A 21,460-nucleotide genomic window follows, 5' to 3' on the forward strand; every position below is an offset into this window, starting at 1 on the left:
AACCCGCTCCCGAACCAAACTCCGAAAAGAAGTCGCGCCACAGCGGCCGCAACACAAGAGGAACGCCATGACCAGTCTCGTGAACCGCCTGGGCTATGTCGCGCTCAACGTGACGGATCTCGACTCCGCCATTGCCGACGCCACCTCCATCACCGGCCTCAGCATCGTCGAGCGCAGCGCCGACCGCGCCCTGCTCACCTCCAACCGCCAGCATGCCGAGTTGGTGTTGCACCGCGCCGGGCAGGACGCGGTGCGCGCCATCGGCCTCGAAGCGCCGGGCACCGCCGAGGTCGAGGAGGCCGCCGTGCGGGCGCGCCGGCTCGGCTGGAGCATCGTCGCCGAGCATCCCTCCGTTCCCGCCATCGCCCGCGCCGTCACCATCGCCTCGCCCGAGGGGCACGTGCTGGAGATCCACACGCCGCTGCCCGAGGACCAGCCGCGCCGCCATGGCGGCCCCGGCGTCCACCCCCGCCGGCTGTGCCACGTCAACCTCGCCTCGCAAGACCCGGCGGCGTTCGAGCGCCTGCTGGCGCAGACGCTCGGCCTCAAGCTCTCCGAGCGGACCGAGGGCTGCGAGCTCATGTGGATGCGCGCCGCCGACGGCCGGCACCACACGGTCGGCATCGCCAAGAGCGCGGAGCCGGGGCTTCACCACTTCGCCTGGGAATTTGCCCAGTTCAGTGACTTCATGCGCCTCGGCGACCTGCTCGACACCCAGGACCGGCTGATGGTCTGGGGCCCCGGCCGGCACGGCTGCGGCGACAACCTGTTTTCCTATTACGTCGATCGCGCCGGCTTCATGGTCGAATGCTCGGCGGAAATGGAGGTGATCCTCGACGACCGCCCGCCGAGCGTCATCTCGTGCCCACCCGATCTCAGCAACATCAAAGTGGTGAACCGCTGGGGCGCCCCCCCGCCTCGGGCGTGGATCGAGCACATGTCGCCGTTCGCCGCACCCGACGGCCTGATCGCGCTGGCCAGCTGAGCACGCGGGAGAGCAGGATGGATCTATCGGGCAAGGTGGTGGTGGTCACCGGAGCCGAATCCGGCATCGGCCGCGCCATCGCGACGGCCGCAGCGGCCGCCGGCGCGGCGGTGGTCTTGGCCGGCATCGCCGCCGAGCGCCTCGGCGAGGCGGCGGGCCACATCGGCGCGGAGGGAGGGCGGGTTCTCGCCGTCCCGACCGACGTGCGCGACCCGGCGGCGGTGGAGCATCTGTTCGCCGCCGCCGTCGAGCGCTTCGGGCGGATCGACGGCGCGGTGGCGAACGCCGGCATCATCGGCGTGCGCAAGGCGGTCATCGATCTTGCCCCGGAAGACCTCGCGGCGGTGCTGGCGGTCAATCTCACCGGCACTTTCCTCACCCTCGCCGCGGCCGCACGCCGCCTCATCGCCCAGGGAGGCGGCGGCTCGCTCATCGCCACGGGCTCCTCCACGGCGCTGAAGCCGGTCCCCGGCCTCGCCCCCTATGCCGCGTCCAAGGGCGGGGTCCATGCCCTCATGCACGCCCTCGCCCTGGAACTCGCCCCCTGGCGCATCCGCGTCAACACCCTGGTGCCGGGAACCACCGCGACCGAGGCGACGCGCGCCATGCCGGGCTATCTCGACGAGGTGGCCCGCGCCCTGCCCCTCGGCGCCGTGACCGAGCCGGAGGAGCTGGCGCGCTACGTGGTGTTCGCCCTGAGCGACGCCGCCCCGCACATGACCGGCACCCTGCTGAAGATCGATTCCGGCCGCACCCTCTGACGCCGAGACGCTTCGACCCAATTCCCATACGGAGGCATCATGCCCACGGACGCCGACATCTTCAGCCTTATCCGCGACCTTGAGGAGCGGCGCTACGCCGCCATGCTCGACGCCGACATCCCGACCCTCGACGCCCTGCTCGCCGACCAGTTGGTCTACACCCACTCCAACGCCACGGTCGACAGCAAGGCGAGCTACCTCGCCAAGGTCGCGGACAAGTATTTCGACTATCTGGAGATCACCCATCCCGAGGAGCAGATCATCCGCCACGGCTCGACGGTCCTCGTGATCGGCCGGATGACAGCGCGGGTCCTCATGGAGGGCAAGACCGAGCGGCGCCTCAACAACCGGACCCTCACCGTGTGGATCGCGGAGGGCGACGCCTGGCGTGTGGCCGCCTTTCAACCGACGCCCATCCCCGATAGCTGAGGCCCTCCGGCACGGCCCGTTCGCCACACCCCGCAAGATGATGTAGACCGCTCCATCTTTCCGGTTGCGCGGGGAATGATCCTCTGTACTGGTGAAGCCCGTCGAAATACTGAGCGGCCGCGCCGTCCACGGAGCGCGACGGAAGCGGCAGCCGCCGCGTCGGCGGGCCGGGTCCTCGGCCGCAGCTTCACATCCAGCCGAGAGCCCCGGAGACCATGAGCGACCGCGACCCCGTCATCTGCGAACCTGTGCGCACCGCCGTCGGCCGCTACGGCGGCATGTTCAAGGAGGTGCCGGCCGCGCGGCTCGGGCGACAGGTGATCGAAGCGCTGGTCGCCCGCACCGGCATCGACCCGGCACGCATCGACGACGTGCTCTTCGGCCAGTGCTACCCCAACGGCGAGGCTCCGGCCATCGGCCGCGTCGTGGCGCTCGATGCCGGCCTTCCCGTCACCGTGCCCGGCCTGCAGATCGACCGGCGCTGCGGTTCCGGCCTCCAGGCCGTGCTGGACGCGGCGATGCGGGTGAAGACGGGCGTGTGCGACGTGGTGATCGCCGGCGGCGTCGAGAGCATGAGCCGGGCCGAATATTATTCCGAGGACGTCCGCTGGGGCGCCAACGGGCGGCCGACCACGCTCCACGACCGGCTCGGCCGCGGACGCGTCACGGCGGGCGGCGAGCGCTATCCTGTGCCGGGCGGCATGCTGGAGACGGCGGAAAACCTCCGTCGCGCCTACGGCATCGGCCGGGAGGAGCAGGACGAGCTCGCCGTCATGTCCCACCAGCGAGCGGTGGCGGCCATCGAGGACGGCCGCTTCGCCCAGGAGATCGTGCCGGTCGAAGTGCCGGGCAAGCGCGGCAAGCCTCCCCTCGCGATCACCCGCGACGAGCACCCGCGCGCCGACACGAGCACGGCGACGCTCGCCGCCCTGCGGCCCATCATGCAGGCGCAGGATGCCGACGCCACCGTCACCCCCGGCAATGCGAGCGGCCAGAACGACGGCGCCGCCGCCTGCCTGGTGACGACGCGGGAAACGGCCGAGGCGCTCGGCCTCCGGCCGCTCGCCCGACTGGTCGGATGGGCGGCGGCGGGCGTCGCCCCGAAGATCATGGGAATAGGCCCGGTGCCAGCGACCGAAAAGGTGATGGCCCGGACCGGGCTGTCGCTGAAGGACATGGACCTGATCGAGCTCAACGAGGCGTTCGCGGCGCAGGTGCTGGCCTGCACCCGCGAATGGCGGTTCGGCAAGGCCGATTTCGAGCGGTTGAACGTCAACGGCTCCGGCATCTCGCTGGGCCATCCCGTGGGGGCGACCGGCGTGCGCATCCTCGCCACGCTGCTGCGGGAGATGGAGCGCCGTGGCAGCCGCTATGGCCTGGAGACCATGTGCATCGGCGGCGGCCAGGGCCTCGCCGCGATCTTCGAACGTATCGGGTGAGACCGGGCCGGGGCCGCCATGGCGCCCCGGCCGTCTTCCGTCGCAGCGCCCGCCCCCTCGCGGCGCCGGCGCCTTTCAGCTCGCGATCAGGGCTTCAGCGTCCGCGCCCAGCCGGCGATCGCCGCGACCACGGCGGCGGGCTGCTCGGGAATGAGGGCGTGACTGGCGTTGTCCACGGTGGCGATGGTCACCCGGTCGCCGAATTCCGCCTTGATGTCATTGGCGGTGGAGCGCGGCCGGAAGGGGTCCTGCAGCGCCTGCAGGTCGAGCAGGGGCGCCGAGCCGCCGGACCACCATTCCTCCTCCTTCGGCGCCGCGATGATGGGCCGCTGGTAGGCCGCCATCTTGGGGTGCCACCCCGCGAGCCACACCGAGGCATCGTTGCCAGGCGCGAAAAAGGCGACCTTCAGCGCCGCGACGCGCTGCGCATCGGGCAGGGTGACGTTGCCGGCGTCGCGCAGGGACACCAGCAATTCCTTCGGGTAGTTCTTGGCCGCAGCCGCCACGATGACCACGCCGCGCACGAGGCTCGGATGATCCACCGCGGTCATGCGCGCGACCCAATTGCCGAAGGCGTGCCCGACCACGATGGCCCGCCCGTCCCGCGCATTCTCGATGGTGAAGGCGACGTCGTTGGCAAGATCGTGCAGGGTGATGCCCTCGGTGGGGCCGGTGCTGGCGCCGGCTCCGCGCGGCTGGGGCCGCAGCACGCGGAACCCGGCCTTGGCAAGCCCCTCCGCCACCGCGTCGTAATCCTCGGAATCCCGGGCGGACGACGGCAGCAGCACCATCAGGGGGCCCCTGCCCTCATCGATGACGTCGATAGCCACGTCACCGCGCTTGATGGTGTAGCGCGTGCGGGCCTCCCCGGCCTGCGCCACGCAGGTCCAGCCGATGGCGAAGGCCATCGCCGCGAGCAGAATCCTCATCACTTTTCCTCCCTATATTGATTGTTCTGCGCCTTGTCCCCGGCCCGGGCTCACCACACGGCGGGCTCGAAGGCATAGCCCTCGCCCTGGCGGCGGATGTAGCCGCAGTGGGGCGCGCCGAAATGCATGGGCATGATGAGGGTGCCGCGCTCGGCCTCCCGCGCCAGCAGCGCCGCGCGGGTATGCCGCGCCACGTCCGGCAGAGCGCAATAGGTGGTGTTGAGGGTGGGATCGGCGATCTGCGCGGGACTGTGCATCACGTCGCCGCTGAACAGGGCCTCCTCCCCGCGGGATCGGATGCGGTAGGTCTGGTGGCCCACCGAATGGCCCGGTGCCGCCTCGATGGCGAGCAGGCCGGCAATATCCCCGTGATCGGGAATGAAGTCGGCGAGCCCCGCCTCCACGATGGGGCGGACGCTGTCGTCGAAGGCGGCGTCGATGATGGGATCGGGGGACTTCGCCAGCGCCTCCACATAGTGGTCGTATTCGAGCTTCGGCATCAGGTAGCGGGCATTGGGAAAGGTGGGCACCCAGCGCCCGTCGGCGGATGGCACCGTGTTCCAGCCCACATGGTCGCTGTGCAGATGGGTATGCACCACATGGGTCACCTTGTCGGGCGCCGCTCCCGCCGCTTCCAGCCACGGCAGCACGAGGCCATTGAGCTGGTGCATCCGCGCGGCCACGCGCGGCTTGCGGTTGCCCACGCCGGTGTCGACGATGATGACGTTGCCCCCCGCATGCACGATCCACAGCTGGATGGTGACGATGAGCCGGTTCATCTCCGGCACGTAATGGTGCGGGGCGAGCCAGCTCGCATTGTCCTTGAGCAGGCTCGGCGCCATGTCCGGAAACAGGAAGGCCGGATCATGGGTGGGCGCAGCGTATTCGAGAAGGCGGGTGACGCGGACTTCCCCCACCATGCGCGATTGAATCATGGAATCCTCGACGGGTTTCGGCGTGCGAACGGGTGGACGGAGGCGGCAGGGTCAAGAATCGTCCACCACCGGATTGGCCTTCACCGAGGGCCGCTCCAGGAATTCCGCGTGCCAGGCCGCAAGGGCCGGTCGGCCTTCGCGCCATTCGAGGAAGGGGAAGCGGAAATCAAGATAGCCGAGCGCCGTGCCGATGGTCAGATGACCGATGTCGAACGGCCGGTCGGCGAGCAGCCCGGCGTCGGTTTCCAGGCGCGCCAGCACCCGCTCCACCTTGCGCGCGTTGGCGGTGACGAGATCGTCCGACTGCATGCCCTCGCCGCGCAGGCGCTCGATGAGCCACAACAGGCCGAGATCCATCAGCCCGTCGCCCAATGCCTCGTTCCTGAGCGCGACGAGCCGCCCCGGCCATTCGGCCGGGAACAGGCGCGCCTTGTCGTGCAGCGTGTCGAGATATTCGCAGATGACGTGGGAATCGTAGACCACCGTACCGTCATCGAGGACCAGAGTGGGCAGCTTGCTCAGGGGGTTGTCGTCCATGAGCTCCTCGTGCGCCTTGAACGGCGAGGCCACCGTGCGCACGCAGGTGACCCGATCCTGAAGGCCCATTTCGTGGATGGCGATCATCGCCTTGCGCACGAACGGGGAGCGGGGGGACCAGTGCATCTTCATGGGAATGGGCTTTCGGTTTCGGCGGCGCCCTCAGGCGGCGCGCCAGAAGGCATCAAGCTGCTGCGCCACCAGATCCGGGGACTGATGGGCCATCACATGCCCGCTCGGCACCACCTCGAAGCGGGCGCGGGCGATGGCGGCCGCGGCGCCGGCGACGATCCCCGGCGGCCGCAGCGGATCGTGCGCGCCGGCGAGCAGCAGCGCCGGGCAGCGCACGGCGGCGAGGGCGGGGCCGGAGTCCAGCGCCGCCAGCATGCGGTAGGTGGCCGCGTAGCTCGAAGGATCGTTGCCGAGCCAGCGCGCGCGATAGGTGGCGAAGCGGCCGTCGTCCCGGAGCACCTTTGGATAGGTGAGCGCCAGTTCGCCGTCCGCGATGGAAGCCATGCCACCCGCCTCCAGCGCGTCGGCCCGTGCGCGCACCGCGTCGCGCCGCTCGGGCGCGATGCCCAGCGCCGGCCCCATGAGGGCGAGGCGCCGCACCCGCTCCGGATGCCGTGCCGCGACATGGAGCGCCACCGCGCCGCCCACCGCCATGCCGCACAGGTCGGCCGGCTCGATGATGGAAAGCGCGTCGAGCAGCGCGACGAGGTCGCACACCAGTTCGTCCATGATGCCGGCGCCACGCAGCTTGGAGGCGTCGCCAAAGCCACGCATGTCGTAGCGCAGCACGGTGCGGCCCTTGGCCACCAACGGCAGGAGCGGCGCCCAGCTCTCCAGGGCACCGCCCATCTCGTGGATCAGCACGAGCGGGACCGGCCCGTCGCTGTCGACGGCGTAACGGGTGCCGCCGCCGTTGGCCTCGATCCAGTTCATGCCGCCCCCCGAGGGGCCGGTGCCCGCCCCGGGAAGGGCCGGCCCGCCCAGCCTTCGCTGAGGGGCGAGAGGAAATAGAAGGTGATCTTGCGGGAGGCGAAGCGCCAGCGCCCGTCCACGCGGTGCATCACGTCGTCGTAGTGCCCGGCGGAGACGAAGGACACCCCGTCGGTGACGGAGAGATATTCCATGGAGATGCGCCCCGTGGCGACGTCTCCGTCCAGATCGACCGTGCCGTTGGTGCAGAAGTGCCAGAAATCCTCCGCGAGCTTCGGCACCCGCTCGCTGAAGAAGGCGTGAAGGGCGTCGTGGCCGCACACCGCCTCCAGTCCCTCGAACACGCCGTCGGGCGTGAACAGCGCGATGAACTCGTCCCATCTGCGCGTATCGAGCAGATGACAATAGTGGGCCCGAAGCTGGGCGATCTCCAGCTGGTCCTCGACCAGCTTCAGGCGGTCCTCGATGGTCTTCAATGCATCCCTCCCCAGGGATTATTCTCAAGTCTTGGCGTCAGATCAGAAAAGCGTGAGCAGCTTGGCGTGATCGGCAAGGTCGGCCGGCTTGCCCTCATAGATGGTGACGCCCGACTTCATGGCCACCACCCGATCGGAGACGGCGAAGGCCTCGCCCACATTCTGCTCCACCAGCAGGATGGACATGCCCCGGCGCTGCTGGATGGCGCGGATGGGGGTGAGCAGATCCTGGAACAGCTTGGGGGCGAGCCCGATGGACGGCTCATCCAGGAGGAGGATGCTCGGGCGCGACAGGAGCGCCCGGCCGATGGACACCATCTGCTGCTGCCCGCCCGAGAGCTGGCCGGCGCGCTTGGTCCAGAAGTCCCTCAGCTTCGGCAGGAGCTCCAGCACCTCGTCGATACGGGCACGGCCCTCGCCGGCGTCCAGGCTCGCCGACCAGAGCGCGAGGGTGAATATCTCCTTCACCGTGAGGCCGGGGAACACGCCCCGCCCTTCCGGCACATAGGCGACACCGTCCCGCGCCATCAGGCTCGGATGGGGCTTCAGCGCCCGGCTGCGCAACCGGACCTCGCCCGCATCCGCCGGATGCAGGCCGAACAGGATCTTGAGCAGGGTGGACTTGCCGGCGCCATTGTGCCCGATGAGGCAAAGGACCTCCCCGTCCGCGAGGTCGAGATCGATGCCGGCCAGCACCTCGCGTCCGGCATAGGAAGCCCGTAGCCCGCGCACCGCCATGGCCGGCGCAGGGGTCGCGGTGGAGGGGATGGAGACGCTCATGTTCATTCCCTGCGCTCCCCGAAATAGATGGCGATGAGCTCGGCGTTGCCGAGGATCTCCGCGGGCGTGCCCTCGGCGAGCTTGCGGCCCTGGTCCAGGAAGGCGATCCGGTCGGCGAGCTCGGTGACGATGTCGAGATTGTGCTCGATGAGGCACACGGTGACGCCCGCCGCCGTCGCGTCCCTCACCAGCTTCACGAACCGCGAGCGCGAGGCCGGATCGAGCCCCGACGCAGGCTCGTCGAGCAGCCAGATGGGCGCCCCCGTGGCGATGATGCGCGCCATGGAAAGGAACTTCGTCTCCGCATAGGAGAGGTCCACGGCCCGCGTGCCGGCGAGTTCCTCTAGCCCGGTGGCGGCCAGCGCCCGCTCCACCTCAAGCCGCCGCGCCGCCGCGCCCGAGCTGCCGCCGGGCTGCCACAGCCAGGGCGTTGGCTCGATGGCGGCGAGCACGTTGTCATAGACGCTCATGGAGCCGAACAGGCGCAGGTCCTGGAAGGAGCGGGCGATGCCCTTGAGCGCCACCTTGTGCGGTTTCTGCCGCAGGATCGATTCCCCCTTCAGCTCCACCGCGCCGCGATCGGGCACGAGGTGGCCGGTGATCAGGTTGAACAGCGTGGTCTTGCCGGCGCCGTTGGGGCCGGCAAGGGCGGTGACGACCCCCTGGCGCAGCTCCAGGGTCACGTCCTGGACTGCGGCGAGGCCACCGAAGCTGCGGGAGATGCCCCGCGCCGAGAGCAGGATCGGCTCGCTCATCTCACCCCCGCGACAGGCCCACGAGGCCGCTCGGCCGGAAGATCATGAGCAGCGTCATGAGCGCTCCGTAGATGAACTGCTGCACGGTGCCGATCTGCGTGGAGGGGATGAAGGGCAGGAAGGAGAGCGCCGCCGGCAGGCTGAGCAGGGCGATGACACCCACGAGCGGGCCGGTCAGCGTGCCGGCGCCGCCGATGATCACCATGGCCATCAGCACCACCGACTGCTCGAGCGTGAAGCTCTCCACGTTCACGAACGCCATGTGGAAGGCGAACAGGGCGCCGGCGATCCCGACGAAAAAGCAGCCGATGACCACCGCCAGCGTCTTCAGGGCCCGCACGTCCTTGCCGAAGGCCTCGGCAGCGCTCTCGCTGTCGCGCAGGGCCATCAGCGAGCGGCCGAAGCTGCCGCGCATGAGGGTGCGGACCGCCAGCAGCGTCAGCGCGAGGCAGGCGAGCGCCAGCACCAGGAACGCATCGGGCGAGGCGACGTCGAAGCCGAGGATCCGCGCCGGGGGGATGCCGACCAGACCGCCCACACCACCGGTGAAACCGTGCGCCTCGGCGAAGAGGGTGGACGCCATCATCTGCAAGCCGAGGGAGGCGGCGACGAAATACTCGCCGCGCACCCGCAGTGCCGGCAAGGCAAGGCACAGGGAAAGGGCCGCCGCCGCCACCGCCGCGGCGAGCGCCGCCACCAGGAAATCGGCGCTGAACGTCAGCGCGACCTGGGCGGCCACATAGGCGCCGATGCCGAAGAACATGGCATGGGCGATGGAGAAGATGCCGGCATAGCCGATCAGCAGGTTGAGGCTGGTGGCGGCGATGCCGAAGATGGCGATGAGCGTCGCCAGATTGACGAGATAGGCGATCATCGCGCGCCCGCCCTCCCCATGAGCCCGTTCGGGCGGAACAGGATGAAGCCGAACAGCATCACGAAGCTCGCGGCCTGGCTCCACTGGGTGTCCACCACGCTCACCACGAGATTCTCCACCAGGCCGAGCACCAGGCCCGCGAGCGCGGCACCACGGATGGAGCCGATGCCGCCGACCACCGTGGCGGCGAGCGAAACCAGCATCACATGCGCCCCGTCCGCCGGCTGGATGCCGGTGGTGACCGTGGTGAGGATCGCACCCGGCACCGCGAGCGCCGAGCCGAGCACGAACGCCAGCGCCGAGAGGCGGCGCGCGGAAAGGCCGTAGGCCCGCAGCAGCTCGGGATTTTCCGAAAGCGCCCGCAGGCCGAGGCCGGCATGGGTGCGTTCCAGGAACAGGGTGATCGCCGCGAACACCAGCAGGACCACCGCGAGCGCCACCCAGAATACGGGCGCGATATAGAGTCCCGGCAGCAGCTCCGTCGCCCGGGTGAGGGGCAGGGAGATGGTGGCGAAGCCGCCGCCGAAGAAGAACTGGATGAGCGCCTGCATGGCGATGCCGGCGCCGAAGGAGGCGACGAACACGGTGAAGAAGGAGCCCTCGTGCTTCTGGATCGGCCGGTAGACCAGCATGTCCATGAACAGCCCGAACGCCACCGCGACCGTTAGGGCGACCAGGCTCGCGATCGCCCAGTGGGCGCCCATCTGCATGGCTTCGAGGAAGGCGTAGCCGGCCAGGATGAAGGTGGCGCCATGGGCCACGTGGAAGACGCGGGTGGCGCCGAAAATCAGCGCGAAGCCCGCGGCGGTGAGGGCATACAGCATCCCGGTCTGGATGCCTGCCACCGCCAGCTGGGTCAGGAGCATGGGGTCAGCTCACCTTCTCGAACTTGCCGTTCTGTACGCGGTTGAGCTGGGTCGGCATGTCGATGGCGCCGCTCGGCGAGAAGCGCGCCCGACCGCCCACCAGATCGAAGGTGCCGGTGGCAAGGCCCTCGCGCAGGGTGTCGCCGTTCAGCGGCTTGCCCTCCTTCTCCAGGCGCTCGATGAGCTGGGCGTAGAGCAGCACGGCGTTGTAGTAATTCTGCGCGTAGGTGCTGGGGTTGTCCTTGTGGCGGGCGCGCCAGCCCTCGACGAAGCGGCGGGTGAGCGGATCCTTCGCATCCCAGTCGGCCACCTGCGAGGTGAACAGCAGCCCTTCCGATTCCGGCAACGCCGCCACGGAGGGGGTGCCACCCACCGAATAGGTCATCAGCGGCTGGGTGATGCCGTTGTCGCGCAGCTGCTTGAAGATCTGGGTCTGCTGGGTGCCGTAGCTCGCCACATAGACAAGGTCGGGCTTGGTCTCGCGGATCTTGGCGATCATGGCCGAGAATTGCTGGGCGGAGGGGGCGGCGCTGAATTCGCCCACCAGCGCGGCGCCAATGGCCGGCAGGCCGTCCTGAAGGCCCTTGCGGAGGGCATTGCCCAGCGGGTCGTCCAGATAGATGAGCGCCACGCGCCTGATCTCGTTGCGCTTCATCCAGCTGAACGCGGTCGGCAGCTCCTGGTTGGCGAGCGGAATGATGTTCCAGAAATAGGGAGAGAGGCCGGCAAGGTCCGGCCCCACGCCGCCGCCATTCACCATCACCACCTTGGCGCGCGTGGCGATGGGCTCGGCCGCCTTGGCCACACCGGTGAGCCCCACCAGCACGTACGGCGCGCGGTCCACATTGGCGAGTTTCGACATGCCGACGGCGCCGCCCTGGGGCGTGCTCTGGCTGTCCTGCGCCTTGAGCACGATGGGCTGGGAGAGGCGCTTGTCCTGGGCCACATGCTCCAGCCCGAGGGCGGTGGCGGCGGTGTAGATCGAGCCGAGCTCGGACAGCAGCCCGGTCATCGGAAACAGGGTGCCGAGCACATAGGGCTCGGTGGCGGCGCGAAGCGCTGCCGGGAACGCCGTGCTGGCGAGCATGCCGGCAAGAACGGTGCGGCGGGTCAGCATGTTGTAGTCCCTCCCTTTTTTCGGCGCCATTCGCGGCACCTTGTGGTTCACGCGAGAATGGGCGCGGCTGTGACCTTCTGCAGTTCGGACCGGGTGAGGCCGTCCACCAGCTCCACCAGCCGCAGGCCCTGCGGCGTGATGTCGATCACCGCCAGGTTGGTATAGATGCGGCTCACCACGCCGAGCGCGGTAAGCGGATAGCTGCAGTCCGACACGATGCGCGGCGCACCGTCCCGGGTGGTGTGTTCCATCATCACCCAGACGCGCCGGGCGCCCAAAGCAAGATCCATCGCCCCGCCCACCGCGGGGGCGGCATCGGTATCGGAGGTGGCCCAGTTCGCGATATCGCCATTGGCCGCCACCTGGAAGGCGCCGAGCACGCACAGATCGAGGTGCCGGCCACGGATCATGGCGAAGCTGTCGGCCTGATGCATCAAGGCCGCGCCGTTCAACAGCGTGACCGGCTGCTTGCCGGCATTGATGAGGAAGGGATCGAGCTCCCCGGCTGCCGGGGCCGGGCCGAAGCCGAGCAGCCCGTTCTCCGATTGGAAGATGACTTCCCGGTCGGCCGGCACATGATTGGCGATGAGCGTCGGGATGCCGATGCCGAGATTGACGTACCAGCCCTCGGGAATGTCGGCCGCGGCCCGTGCCGCCATCTGGTCACGGGACAAAGGGGCATGAGCGCGCGCCGTGATCTCTAAGGTGTCCTCACGCATGGAGCGCCCCTGCTGGATGATGAACAATGCGGTCCACGTAGATGCCCGGGGTGACGATGGCCTCCGGGTCGAGCGCGCCGAGCGGGGCCGCATGATACACTTGGGCGATGGTGAGCTCCGCCGCCGTCGCCATGACCGGGTTGAAGTTGCGCGAGGAGCCCCGGTAGGTGAGGTTTCCCCAGCGGTCCGCCTGCCAGGCCTCGATCAGCGCCACATCGCCGTGCAACGCGTGCTCCAGCACATAGTCGCGGGTGCCGATGCGGCGCGTCTCCTTGCCATCCACGAGGCGCGTGCCGGCACCGGTGGGGGTGAAGAAGGCGGGAATACCAGCTCCCGCCGCCCGCAGCCGCTCGGCGAGCGTGCCCTGCGGCACCAGTTCCAACTCCAGGCGGCCGGCGCGATAGAGATCCTCGAAGATCACGGAGCCGGGGATGCGCGGATAGCTGCACACGAGCCGCCGCACCCGCCCGGCGGCCAGCAGCCGCGCGAGCCCGACACGGCCGTAGCCGGCATTGTTGGCGACCACGGTGAGGTCGCCGGCGCCCTGCTCGATGAGCCCCTCGATGAGCAGGTCCGGCTGCCCGACGGCGCCGAATCCCCCGACGAGGATCGTGGCCCCATCCTTCACCCCCGCCAGGGCCGTTGCGACCGAGGGCACAAATTTATCGATCATCGCCTCCCACCCATTCCGCCGGCGAACGGCCTTCGCTGCGCCGTCCCGATCTTCATTTGTCCGCGTATTGGACATTTGTCCGATAAATAGAGCGCGGTGGCGCCGACCTGTCAAGGCTCTCCTCACCTCGGACACGTGGAGCCCGGCGGCGATGGACGGACCGGGGGATGGCGGAATCCTGGCGTGGGCGCCGGCCGCGAAGGGCGCCGACGACTGTCCGCCAATTGGACAAACGTTCGCATGATGATACAAATGGGGAGATCTGAGGCCGGGCGCGGCCCACGGCGAGGGTGTTTCCGCCTGCCGCCGCAGCGTCGAGGTTCAGCGTGCCTCAGCTGGACGATTTTGAGAAGAGCTACTCGTGATCAAGAAGGTCTCGGAAAACGACACGCGCGGGCCGGAATTCGTCACGGCCCTCGAACGCGGACTCAATGTGCTCGCGGCTTTCGGACGGGCGCCACGCCGCATGACCCTCACCCAGGTGGCGGAGGCCACCGGCCTCAGCCGCGGAACGGCGCGCCGCTTCCTGCTGACCCTGCAGGCCCTCACCTATGTGGACAGCGACGGCAAGCTGTTCTGGCTGACGCCGAAGGTCCTGCAGTTTTCCAGCGCCTATCTGTCCACCTGCGCCCCGGCTGAGGCCGCGCGCAGCGTCATCCGCACCCTCACGGACCAGATCGGGGAATCCTCCTCCATGGCCATGCTGGACGGCCATGAGGTGGTCTATGTGGCCCGCGTCGAAACCCGCCGCATTTTCTCCTCGGGCCTCGAAGTGGGCTCCCGCCTTCCCGCCTTCTGCTCCTCCCTCGGCCGGGTGCTGCTGGCCGGGCTCGACGACGAGGAGCTCGACCGCTGGCTGGCGGAAGAGGCTTTCGTCGCGCCCTCGCCGCGCAGCATCACCGAACCGGACAAGGTGCGCCTGAAAGTGCTCGAGGCGCGCCGTCTCCAATATGCCATCATCGACGGCGAGATGGATGTGGGCGTGCGATCCATCGCGGTTCCGGTCCACGACCGGGACGGGCGCACCGTGGCCGCACTCAATATCGGCACCACGGCGGCGCGCGCCTCCCTCGATCACATGCGCAAGGTCTTCCTTCCGGCGCTGCGCGAGGCCGCGAACGAGATCGAGCGCACGATGAACGGGTGGCTGCAACCTTAGCCTTCTCCGGCGCGCAGGGACCGCATCCGCGACCTGTCGCGCCGCTTGCCGACGGCAGCCGGCGCCCGCGCCCGGCAAGCGATGCTGCCGGATGCCGACCCCACGCCTGGAGCCGGGCCCGGGCGCCTGCGACGCGGATCATTCCCCTCCCCCCTGGGCCCGCCTCGTCCCCGTGCGCCGGGGCGATCCTTTCGATCGCATCGGCACTCCGCGCCCCGCCGGTCCGCTTCATTCGACATCGGCGCCCAGCGGCACGCTCCGACCCGCGCGATCGGCCCGGGCGGGAGCCCGGCCCGGCATCGAGCGCCAATTGTCCGCGTACTGGACTTTCGTCCGTTAAATTGCAAGCATGCCGTCGACGGCGAGCGACGTAGAGGCACGGAGCGCCGGAGCGGCATATTTCCGGTCCATCGAACGGGAAGGTTCGCATCGGGAGGAACGGACGTGGAATTGCGCCAGATACGAACGTTCGTCCACGTGGCCGAGCTCGGCAGCATCAGCGCCGCGGCCGAGCGCCTGCACGTGGCCCAGCCCGCCCTCAGCCGCCATCTGCAGGCGCTGGAGCAGGAGCTGGGCGTGCGCCTGTTCCAGCGGAATGGACGCGGCGTAGTCCTCACCGATGCCGGCAAGCTGATGCTCGCCCGCTCCGCCGGCGTGCTGCGGGAACTCGACGGGATGCGCGAGGACTTGCACAACGCGGCCGAAGCGCCGCGTGGTCAGGTCTCGTTCGCGCTGCCGCCGACGGTCGCCGAGATTCTCTGCGGCCCCCTTGTGGAGCGCTTCAGCAGCCGCTTCCCGCAAGTGCAGCTTTCCATTTCCACCGGGTACAGCGGCTATGTGCTCGACTGGCTGCAGCGCGGCGTGGTGGATGTGGCGGTGCTCTACGATGTTGCCGCGTCGCCCGCCATGCGCCTGCGCGCCCTGCTGCCGGAGCGGCTTCATCTGATCGAACGGCGTGAGGACGGCGCGGCCGGCGCCCCTTCGGTGCCGGTGGAAGCCCTCTTCGCGCGACGGCTCATCCTGCCCCGGCCCCAGCATGGCCTGAGGCGCCTGCTCGATGCGGTCGCCGCACGCCAGGGGATGACTTTCGCGCCGGTCATCGAGGTGGACTCCCTCCCCCTCCAGCTCGACCTGGTGCGGCGCGGCTTCGGCTCCACCGTGCTGCCGGCAGCGGCGGCCCATGCCGACATCAGCGCCGGTCGGCTCGTGGCGCATCCGCTGGTCGCACCGGAGGTGACCCGCCAGCTGGTGCTCGCCACCCCCATCGACCGTCCGCCGAGCCGAGCCGCCCAGCATTTCGTGGAGGCGGTGGAAGAGACGGCACGCAGCCTCGCCGTCTCCGGCGTGTGGGGCGGCCCGGCGCCCGGGGAGATCAACTCGTCCATGCCGGACCGGCATAACGGAAATAATGAAGCAGCTTTTCTATCGGACGAAATAGTCTGATAGTTCATGTCCCGATGAATACACTATCCGGCGCGGCGGAAAGCTGCTCCGTTTTTCCTACAAGCAAGAACTTTGAGGAGACGCTGCATGAGACGCGCGGCCATCGTCAGCCCGGTGCGCACGCCCGTGGGCACTTTCGGCGGCAGCCTGCGGCCAGTGCCCGTGGAGCAGCTCGGGGCGCTTGTCGTGAAGTCGGTGCTGGACCGCACCGGCATCGATCCCGCCCTCATCGAGGACGTGGTGTTCGCCCAGTCCTATGCCAACAGCGAGACACCCTGCGTCGGCCGCTGGATCGCGCTCCAGGCGGGCCTTCCCATCGAGGTACCGGGCATGCAGCTCGATCGGCGCTGCGGCGGCGGCCTTCAGGCCCTCGTCACCGCCGCCATGATGGTCCAGACCGGCGCCTGCGACGTGGTGCTGGCCGGCGGCGTGGAGAGCATGAGCAACATCGAGTTCTACACCACCGACATGCGGTGGGGCCGCCGCGCCGGCACGACCCAGCTCTACGACCGGCTCGATCGCGGGCGCGAGCGCTCGCAGCCGGTGGAGCGCTTCGGCGTCATCTCCGGCATGATCGAGACGGCGGAGAATCTGGCGCGGCAATTCCAGATCACCCGCGAGGACGCGGACGCCTTCGCGCTCCGCAGCCACCAGCGCGCCGCCGCCGCCTGGGCGGACGGCCGGTTCGATGCCGAGGTGGTGCCCGTCGATGTGCCCCAGCGACGCGGCCCGCCGCAGCCCTTCACCCGCGATGAGGGCATCCGCGCCGATGCCACCGCGGAGAGCCTCGGCAAGCTGAAGCCCATCATCCCCGGCGGCACCGTCACCGCCGGCAACGCCAGCCAGCAGAACGACGCCGCCGCGGCCTGTCTTGTCGTCGCCGAGGACAAGCTCGCCGCCCTCGGCCTCGAGCCGCTGGGCTTCCTCGCGGGCTGGGCGGTGGCCGGCTGCGATCCGGCCATCATGGGCTTCGGTCCGGTGCCCGCCACGCGGCGCCTCTTCGCCAAGACCGGGCTCTCCTTCGACGACATCGGCCTCGCCGAGGTCAACGAGGCCTTCGCCTGCCAGGTGCTCTCCGTGCTCAAGGGCTGGGGCTGGGACGACCAGGACCGGCTCAACGTGAACGGCTCCGGCATTTCCCTCGGCCACCCCATCGGCGCGACGGGCATCCGCATCATGACCACGTTGTTGCACGAGATGCAGCGCCGCGGCGTCCGCTATGGCCTGGAAACCATGTGCATCGGCGGCGGCCAGGGCGCGGCCGCCATCTTCGAGCGCGCCTGATCGGCGACGGAGCCCCACCATGGCCATCGAGCTCCAGCCGGAGATGCTCGACTTCACCACCCTGCTCCTCCCCGGCGAGTACCTCGCCTGGGGCCAGGCCTCCGCCGAGCCGACGGCGCTGACCGCCCGCCTGTTCACGCAGAGCGGAGCCATTCCCGGCCTGCGCGCCTTCGTCGGCATGAGCTGGGGAACACCGTTCGACGGGGTGGAAGCGATGCGCTTCCAGTCCTATTGCGGCGCCGGCCACAATCGCGTGCTGGAGCGGGCGGGCGCGCTCGATATCCTGCCCTGCCACTATTCGGACCTGCCGGGGCTGCTCGCCCGGCAGGTGGACGTGCTGCTTCTCAATCTGGCGGATGACGGGACCGGGCGCTTCAGCTTCGGCGCCGCCCTCGAATATCTGGCGCCGCTGGTGGACAGCGCCCGGCTCGTCGTCGCCGAGGTCAATGATCAGACGCCCTGGTCCTGCGGCGAGCGCACCCTGTCCGCCGACGACATCGACATCATCGTGCGCACCTCCCGGCCGCCCGCCACGTCCCCCAAGACAGAACCCGGCGAGGTGGAGCGGGCCATCGCCGCGCGCGTCGCCGGTCTCGTGGAAGATGAGGCCACCCTGCAGATAGGGATCGGCGGGCTGCCCGAGGCGATCCTCGCCGCCCTCGCCGGGCACCGCGACCTCGGCCTGCATTCCGGCCTCGCCTCCGACGGCGTCGCCGGCCTGGTCGAGGCCGGCGCGCTCACCAATGCGCGCAAGAGCATCGATGCCGGGATCGCCGTGGCGGGGCTTGTGGCCGGCGGGCCGCAGCTGATGCGCTATGTGAACCGCAATCCGTGCTTCGCCTTGCGCCCCACGACCTATACCCATGCCTTCGACGTGCTGAGCGCCCACCGGAGGTTCACCGCCATCAACGCCGCCATCGAGGTGGATCTCACCGGACAGATCAACGCCGAGGTGGCGGGCGGGCGCTATGTGGGTGCCGTGGGTGGGGCTGCCGACTTCCTGCGCGGCGCGAGGGCGTCGCGGGGCGGACTGCCCATCGTTGCCCTTCCCGCCACCGTGAGAGGGCGCGAGGGCGCGCGCAGCCGGATCGTCATCCGGCTCGGCGGACCGACGAGCACGGCCCGCGCGGATGCGGGCATTATCGTAACGGAATACGGCGTCGCCGACCTCCGCGGCCTCGGCCTCGGCGAGCGCCGACGCCGCATGATCGACATCGCCGCCCCTGAATTCCGGGCGGCACTGGAAGCAGGCGAGGAGACCTCGCCCCACCCCGCGCGGACGTGAGCGCCCCAGCAAGCGGGCCCATCAACGACGACTTCGATCGAGGCTTACCCCCATGCAGACCGTTGGCAGCGACCAGTTCCAGGACATCCGCGACGCAGTGCGCGCCCTGTGCGCCGACTTCCCCGCCGAGTACCACCGCAAGGTGGACGAGGCCCGCGGCTATCCGGAGGAGTTCGTCGACGCCTTGACCAGGGCCGGCTGGATGGCGGCGCTGATCCCGGAGGCCTATGGCGGCTCCGGCCTCGGCCTCACCGAAGCCTCCGTGATCATGGAGGAGATCAACCGGGCGGGCGGCAATTCAGGGGCCTGCCACGGCCAGATGTACAACATGAACACGCTGGTGCGGCACGGTTCCGAGGAGCAGCGCCGGCGCTATCTGCCGAAGATCGCCTCGGGCGAATTGCGCCTCCAGTCCATGGGCGTCACCGAGCCCACCACCGGCACCGACACCACCAAGATCAAGACCACGGCGGTGAAGACCGGCGACCGCTACGTCATCAACGGCCAGAAGGTTTGGATCTCCCGCGTCCAGCATTCCGACCTGATGATCCTTCTCGCCCGCACCACGCCCCTCGACCAGGTGCGCAAGAAGTCCGAAGGCCTCTCCATCTTCATCGTGGACATTCAAGAAGCGATGGCCAAGGGGATGACGGTCCAGCCCATCCTCAACATGGTGAACCACGAGACCAACGAGCTGTTCTTCGACAATCTGGAGATCCCCGCCGAGAACCTGATCGGCGAGGAGGGCCAGGGCTTCAAATATATCCTCACCGGCCTCAACGCCGAGCGCACGCTGATCGCCGCCGAATGCATCGGCGACGGCTACTGGTTCATCGACAAGGTGACCGCCTATGCGAAGGAGCGCATCGTCTTCGGCCGGCCCATCGGCCAGAACCAGGGCGTGCAATTCCCCATCGCGGACGCCTTCATCGAGGTCGAGGCGGCGAACCTCATGCGGTTCGAGGCCTGCCGCCTCTACGACGCGCACGCGCCCTGCGGGACCCAGGCCAACATGGCGAAATACCTCGCCGCCAAGGCCTCCTGGGAAGCGGCGAACGCCTGCATCCAGTTCCATGGCGGCTTCGGCTTCGCCTGCGAGTACGACGTGGAGCGCAAGTTCCGCGAGACCCGCCTCTACCAGGTGGCACCGATTTCCACCAATCTCATCCTGAGCTACGTCGCCGAGCACGTCCTCGGCCTGCCGAGGTCGTTCTGATGGCCTCGTTCCGAGGAACCCCTGCGATGGCCGACGCACCTACGCTCGACATTGATCACCTGCGGTCCTGGATCGGCCGCGAGGACACCGCCGCCGAGCTGGTGACGGCCGAGCTGGTCCGCCGGTTCTGCGCCACGTTCGACGAGGATCCCGGCGCGCCATTGCCCTCGCAGGCCGTACCGCGGCTGCTGCACTGGTGCCTTGCCCAGCCGGCGGCTCCTTCCCACGCGCTCGGGCCGGACGGCCATCCCGCCCGCGGCGGCTTCCTGCCGCCCGTCCCCCTGCCCCGCCGCATGTGGGCGAGCGGCCGCCTCGCCTTCCATGGCGAGATCCGCGTGGGGGACACCATGCGCCGCATCTCGCGCATCGAGAGCGTGGAGGCGAAGGCGGGACGCACGGGCGCCCTGTGCTTCGTGACGGTTCGGCATGAGATCGATGTCGACGGGCGCCCTACCCTCTCCGAGACGCAGCACATCGTCTATCGCGGCCTCGATGCCGGCGGCCCGCCCGCCGGCGCGCCCGAGCCCGCCGCCGAGGGCGCGTTCCGCCGCGCGGTCGATCCCTCCCCGCCCCTGCTGTTCCGCTATTCGGCGCTGACCTTCAACGGCCATCGCATCCATTACGATGACCCGTATGTCACGCAGGTGGAAGGCTATCCGGGCCTCGTGGTGCACGGCCCCCTGCAGGCGACGCTGCTGTACCGGTTCGCGACGGAGATCCGCGGCGCGCCGCCTGTGCGCTTTTCGTTCCGTGGGCTCTCGCCGGCTTTCGCCAACGTTCCGCTTTTCCTCAATGCGGAGGAGGATGCGGGCAAGCTCACGCTGTGGACCGCCCGCGCGGGAGGGCCGGTGGCCATGCAGGCGGAGGCGGAATGGTGATGACCGTGCTCGATATCATCGTGCCCCTGTTCGTGCCGGGGCATCGGCCCGAGCGGTTCGAGAAGGCGGCGGGCGCCGCCCCCGATGCGGTCATCCTCGACCTGGAGGACGCGGTTCCGCCCGACGCCAAGGATGCCGCGCGCGCCAACCTCGACACCGGCTTCACCAGGCGTCCGGTGCTGGTGCGGGTGAATGCCTCCGGCACGCCGTGGCACGAGGCGGACATGGCGGCCGTGGCCCGGCTGAAGCCGGCGGCCGTGATCCTGCCCAAGGCCGAGAGCCCGGCGTTGCTCGATGGCGTGGCCGCCGTGCTCGGACCGGACGTGCCGGTCATTGCCCTGGTGGAGACGGCTGCGGGCCTCGCCCACGCCCGCGCCGTGGCCGCCCATCCGACGGTCCGGCGCATCGCCTTCGGCTCGGTGGATTTCTCCGCCGATATCGGCTGCGCCCATGTGCGCGAAGCGCTGCTCGCCGCCCGCGCGGAACTGGTGCTCGCCTCCCGCCTCGGCGGCCTTGCCGCTCCGCTCGACGGCGTCACCACCCGCATCGACGATCCTTCGGCGGCGAGCGACGACGCCCGCTATGCCCGCGCCCTCGGGTTCGGCGGCAAGCTCGCCATCCATCCCCGCCAGATCACGCCGATCCGCGACGGCTTCCTGCCCGATGCGGAAGAAATCGAGTGGGCACGCAAGGTGCTGGCGTCGGGCGACGGCGCTGCGAACGTCGATGGCGCCATGGTGGACGAGCCGGTCCGCATCCGTGCCCGCTCGATCCTCGCCCGCGGTGCACCGGCCCTGTAGCCCCCGCCCCGCTGGGGTCGTTCTCCGCGTCCCTGGACATGGCCGTGACGCCTGCGGAGGAACCGGCCGAAGAGCTGAAGCCGGCGGTCCCCGACACGCGACGGGTGACTGCCGGCTTCAGCATCTGTCCGCAGGCCTGATCGCCAGCGGAGCTTTGGCGATCTCCGCGATCGGCGAG

The 21,460-nt window shown here is 69.5% G+C and carries 23 protein-coding genes; 11 read left to right on the forward strand and 12 right to left on the reverse strand.

The window, feature by feature from the left end:
* The first annotated feature begins 67 nt into the window (after positions 1 to 67).
* The 4 genes from EZH22_RS00340 to EZH22_RS00355 all read left to right on the forward strand — a co-directional run bounded on the left by EZH22_RS00340 (position 68) and on the right by EZH22_RS00355 (position 3,614).
* Positions 68 to 985, forward strand: coding sequence for a VOC family protein (locus EZH22_RS00340; protein ID WP_203193858.1), 918 nt, complete (start codon positions 68 to 70; stop codon positions 983 to 985).
* 17 nt (positions 986 to 1,002) lie between these two features.
* Positions 1,003 to 1,746 (forward strand): SDR family NAD(P)-dependent oxidoreductase, encoded by a 744-nt coding sequence (locus tag EZH22_RS00345; protein ID WP_203193859.1) that lies wholly within the window; start codon positions 1,003 to 1,005, stop codon positions 1,744 to 1,746.
* Between the two features lie 39 nt (positions 1,747 to 1,785).
* A complete protein-coding gene (locus EZH22_RS00350) occupies positions 1,786 to 2,175 on the forward strand; it encodes a nuclear transport factor 2 family protein (RefSeq protein WP_203193860.1) in 390 nt (129 codons plus the stop codon).
* A gap of 215 nt (positions 2,176 to 2,390) precedes the next feature.
* The gene (locus EZH22_RS00355; RefSeq protein ID WP_203193861.1) at positions 2,391 to 3,614 is read left to right on the forward strand and encodes an acetyl-CoA C-acetyltransferase; all 1,224 of its coding nucleotides are present in this window, start codon (positions 2,391 to 2,393) and stop codon (positions 3,612 to 3,614) included.
* An 86-nt stretch (positions 3,615 to 3,700) separates the two neighbouring features.
* Here the strand turns inward: EZH22_RS00355 and EZH22_RS00360 are convergent, their stop codons facing one another.
* Genes EZH22_RS00360 through EZH22_RS00415 form a run of 12 tightly spaced genes read right to left on the reverse strand, consistent with a single transcriptional unit; the run spans position 3,701 to position 13,214 of the window.
* On the reverse strand, positions 3,701 to 4,543 hold the full coding sequence (locus tag EZH22_RS00360) for an alpha/beta fold hydrolase (protein ID WP_203193862.1): 843 nt from the start codon (positions 4,541 to 4,543) through the stop codon (positions 3,701 to 3,703).
* 50 nt (positions 4,544 to 4,593) lie between these two features.
* Entirely contained in the window at positions 4,594 to 5,478 is an 885-nt protein-coding gene (locus EZH22_RS00365; RefSeq protein ID WP_203193863.1) for an MBL fold metallo-hydrolase, read from the reverse strand.
* Between the two features lie 51 nt (positions 5,479 to 5,529).
* Complete coding sequence (locus EZH22_RS00370) at positions 5,530 to 6,147, reverse strand: glutathione S-transferase family protein (RefSeq protein WP_210352032.1); 618 nt, start codon at positions 6,145 to 6,147, stop codon at positions 5,530 to 5,532.
* A gap of 30 nt (positions 6,148 to 6,177) precedes the next feature.
* Complete coding sequence (locus EZH22_RS00375) at positions 6,178 to 6,960, reverse strand: alpha/beta fold hydrolase (RefSeq protein ID WP_203193864.1); 783 nt, start codon at positions 6,958 to 6,960, stop codon at positions 6,178 to 6,180.
* Complete coding sequence (locus EZH22_RS00380) at positions 6,957 to 7,433, reverse strand: nuclear transport factor 2 family protein (protein WP_203193865.1); 477 nt, start codon at positions 7,431 to 7,433, stop codon at positions 6,957 to 6,959. The genes EZH22_RS00375 and EZH22_RS00380 overlap by 4 nt, the downstream gene beginning before the upstream one ends.
* A 42-nt stretch (positions 7,434 to 7,475) precedes the next feature.
* Positions 7,476 to 8,219, reverse strand: coding sequence for an ABC transporter ATP-binding protein (locus EZH22_RS00385; protein WP_231711236.1), 744 nt, complete (start codon positions 8,217 to 8,219; stop codon positions 7,476 to 7,478).
* On the reverse strand, positions 8,216 to 8,968 hold the full coding sequence (locus EZH22_RS00390) for an ABC transporter ATP-binding protein (RefSeq protein WP_203193866.1): 753 nt from the start codon (positions 8,966 to 8,968) through the stop codon (positions 8,216 to 8,218). Before EZH22_RS00390 ends, EZH22_RS00385 begins: the two co-directional genes overlap by 4 nt.
* A gap of 1 nt (position 8,969) precedes the next feature.
* The gene (locus EZH22_RS00395; RefSeq protein ID WP_203193867.1) at positions 8,970 to 9,842 is read right to left on the reverse strand and encodes a branched-chain amino acid ABC transporter permease; all 873 of its coding nucleotides are present in this window, start codon (positions 9,840 to 9,842) and stop codon (positions 8,970 to 8,972) included.
* Entirely contained in the window at positions 9,839 to 10,708 is an 870-nt protein-coding gene (locus EZH22_RS00400; RefSeq protein WP_203193868.1) for a branched-chain amino acid ABC transporter permease, read from the reverse strand. The genes EZH22_RS00395 and EZH22_RS00400 overlap by 4 nt, the downstream gene beginning before the upstream one ends.
* A 4-nt stretch (positions 10,709 to 10,712) precedes the next feature.
* Positions 10,713 to 11,825, reverse strand: a complete 1,113-nt coding sequence (locus EZH22_RS00405) for an ABC transporter substrate-binding protein (protein WP_203193869.1) — start codon at positions 11,823 to 11,825, stop codon at positions 10,713 to 10,715.
* A gap of 47 nt (positions 11,826 to 11,872) precedes the next feature.
* A complete protein-coding gene (locus tag EZH22_RS00410; RefSeq protein ID WP_231711237.1) occupies positions 11,873 to 12,544 on the reverse strand; it encodes a 3-oxoacid CoA-transferase subunit B in 672 nt (223 codons plus the stop codon).
* A complete protein-coding gene (locus tag EZH22_RS00415) occupies positions 12,537 to 13,214 on the reverse strand; it encodes a 3-oxoacid CoA-transferase subunit A (RefSeq protein ID WP_203196307.1) in 678 nt (225 codons plus the stop codon). The genes EZH22_RS00410 and EZH22_RS00415 overlap by 8 nt, the downstream gene beginning before the upstream one ends.
* Before the next feature lie 364 nt (positions 13,215 to 13,578).
* On the opposite strand from EZH22_RS00415, the gene EZH22_RS00420 reads away from it, so the two are divergent.
* The 7 genes from EZH22_RS00420 to EZH22_RS00450 all read left to right on the forward strand — a co-directional run bounded on the left by EZH22_RS00420 (position 13,579) and on the right by EZH22_RS00450 (position 21,282).
* The gene (locus EZH22_RS00420) at positions 13,579 to 14,376 is read left to right on the forward strand and encodes an IclR family transcriptional regulator domain-containing protein (protein ID WP_203193870.1); all 798 of its coding nucleotides are present in this window, start codon (positions 13,579 to 13,581) and stop codon (positions 14,374 to 14,376) included.
* 444 nt (positions 14,377 to 14,820) lie between these two features.
* Positions 14,821 to 15,819 carry a LysR family transcriptional regulator gene (locus EZH22_RS00425; protein WP_203193871.1) on the forward strand — a complete coding sequence of 333 codons (999 nt, stop codon included), beginning with the start codon at positions 14,821 to 14,823 and terminating at the stop codon, positions 15,817 to 15,819.
* 87 nt (positions 15,820 to 15,906) lie between these two features.
* On the forward strand, positions 15,907 to 17,103 hold the full coding sequence (locus EZH22_RS00430) for an acetyl-CoA C-acetyltransferase (RefSeq protein WP_203193872.1): 1,197 nt from the start codon (positions 15,907 to 15,909) through the stop codon (positions 17,101 to 17,103).
* Positions 17,104 to 17,122: 19 nt separating this feature from the next.
* A complete protein-coding gene (locus EZH22_RS00435; protein ID WP_203193873.1) occupies positions 17,123 to 18,388 on the forward strand; it encodes an acetyl-CoA hydrolase/transferase family protein in 1,266 nt (421 codons plus the stop codon).
* Between the two features lie 52 nt (positions 18,389 to 18,440).
* Positions 18,441 to 19,604, forward strand: a complete 1,164-nt coding sequence (locus EZH22_RS00440; protein WP_203193874.1) for an acyl-CoA dehydrogenase family protein — start codon at positions 18,441 to 18,443, stop codon at positions 19,602 to 19,604.
* 26 nt (positions 19,605 to 19,630) lie between these two features.
* Positions 19,631 to 20,482 (forward strand): FAS1-like dehydratase domain-containing protein, encoded by an 852-nt coding sequence (locus EZH22_RS00445; RefSeq protein ID WP_203193875.1) that lies wholly within the window; start codon positions 19,631 to 19,633, stop codon positions 20,480 to 20,482.
* On the forward strand, positions 20,479 to 21,282 hold the full coding sequence (locus EZH22_RS00450; RefSeq protein WP_203196308.1) for an HpcH/HpaI aldolase/citrate lyase family protein: 804 nt from the start codon (positions 20,479 to 20,481) through the stop codon (positions 21,280 to 21,282). The genes EZH22_RS00445 and EZH22_RS00450 overlap by 4 nt, the downstream gene beginning before the upstream one ends.
* The last annotated feature ends 178 nt before the right edge of the window (positions 21,283 to 21,460 follow it).

Source organism: Xanthobacter dioxanivorans, from assembly GCF_016807805.1.
Taxonomy (GTDB): Bacteria; Pseudomonadota; Alphaproteobacteria; order Rhizobiales; family Xanthobacteraceae; genus Xanthobacter; species Xanthobacter dioxanivorans.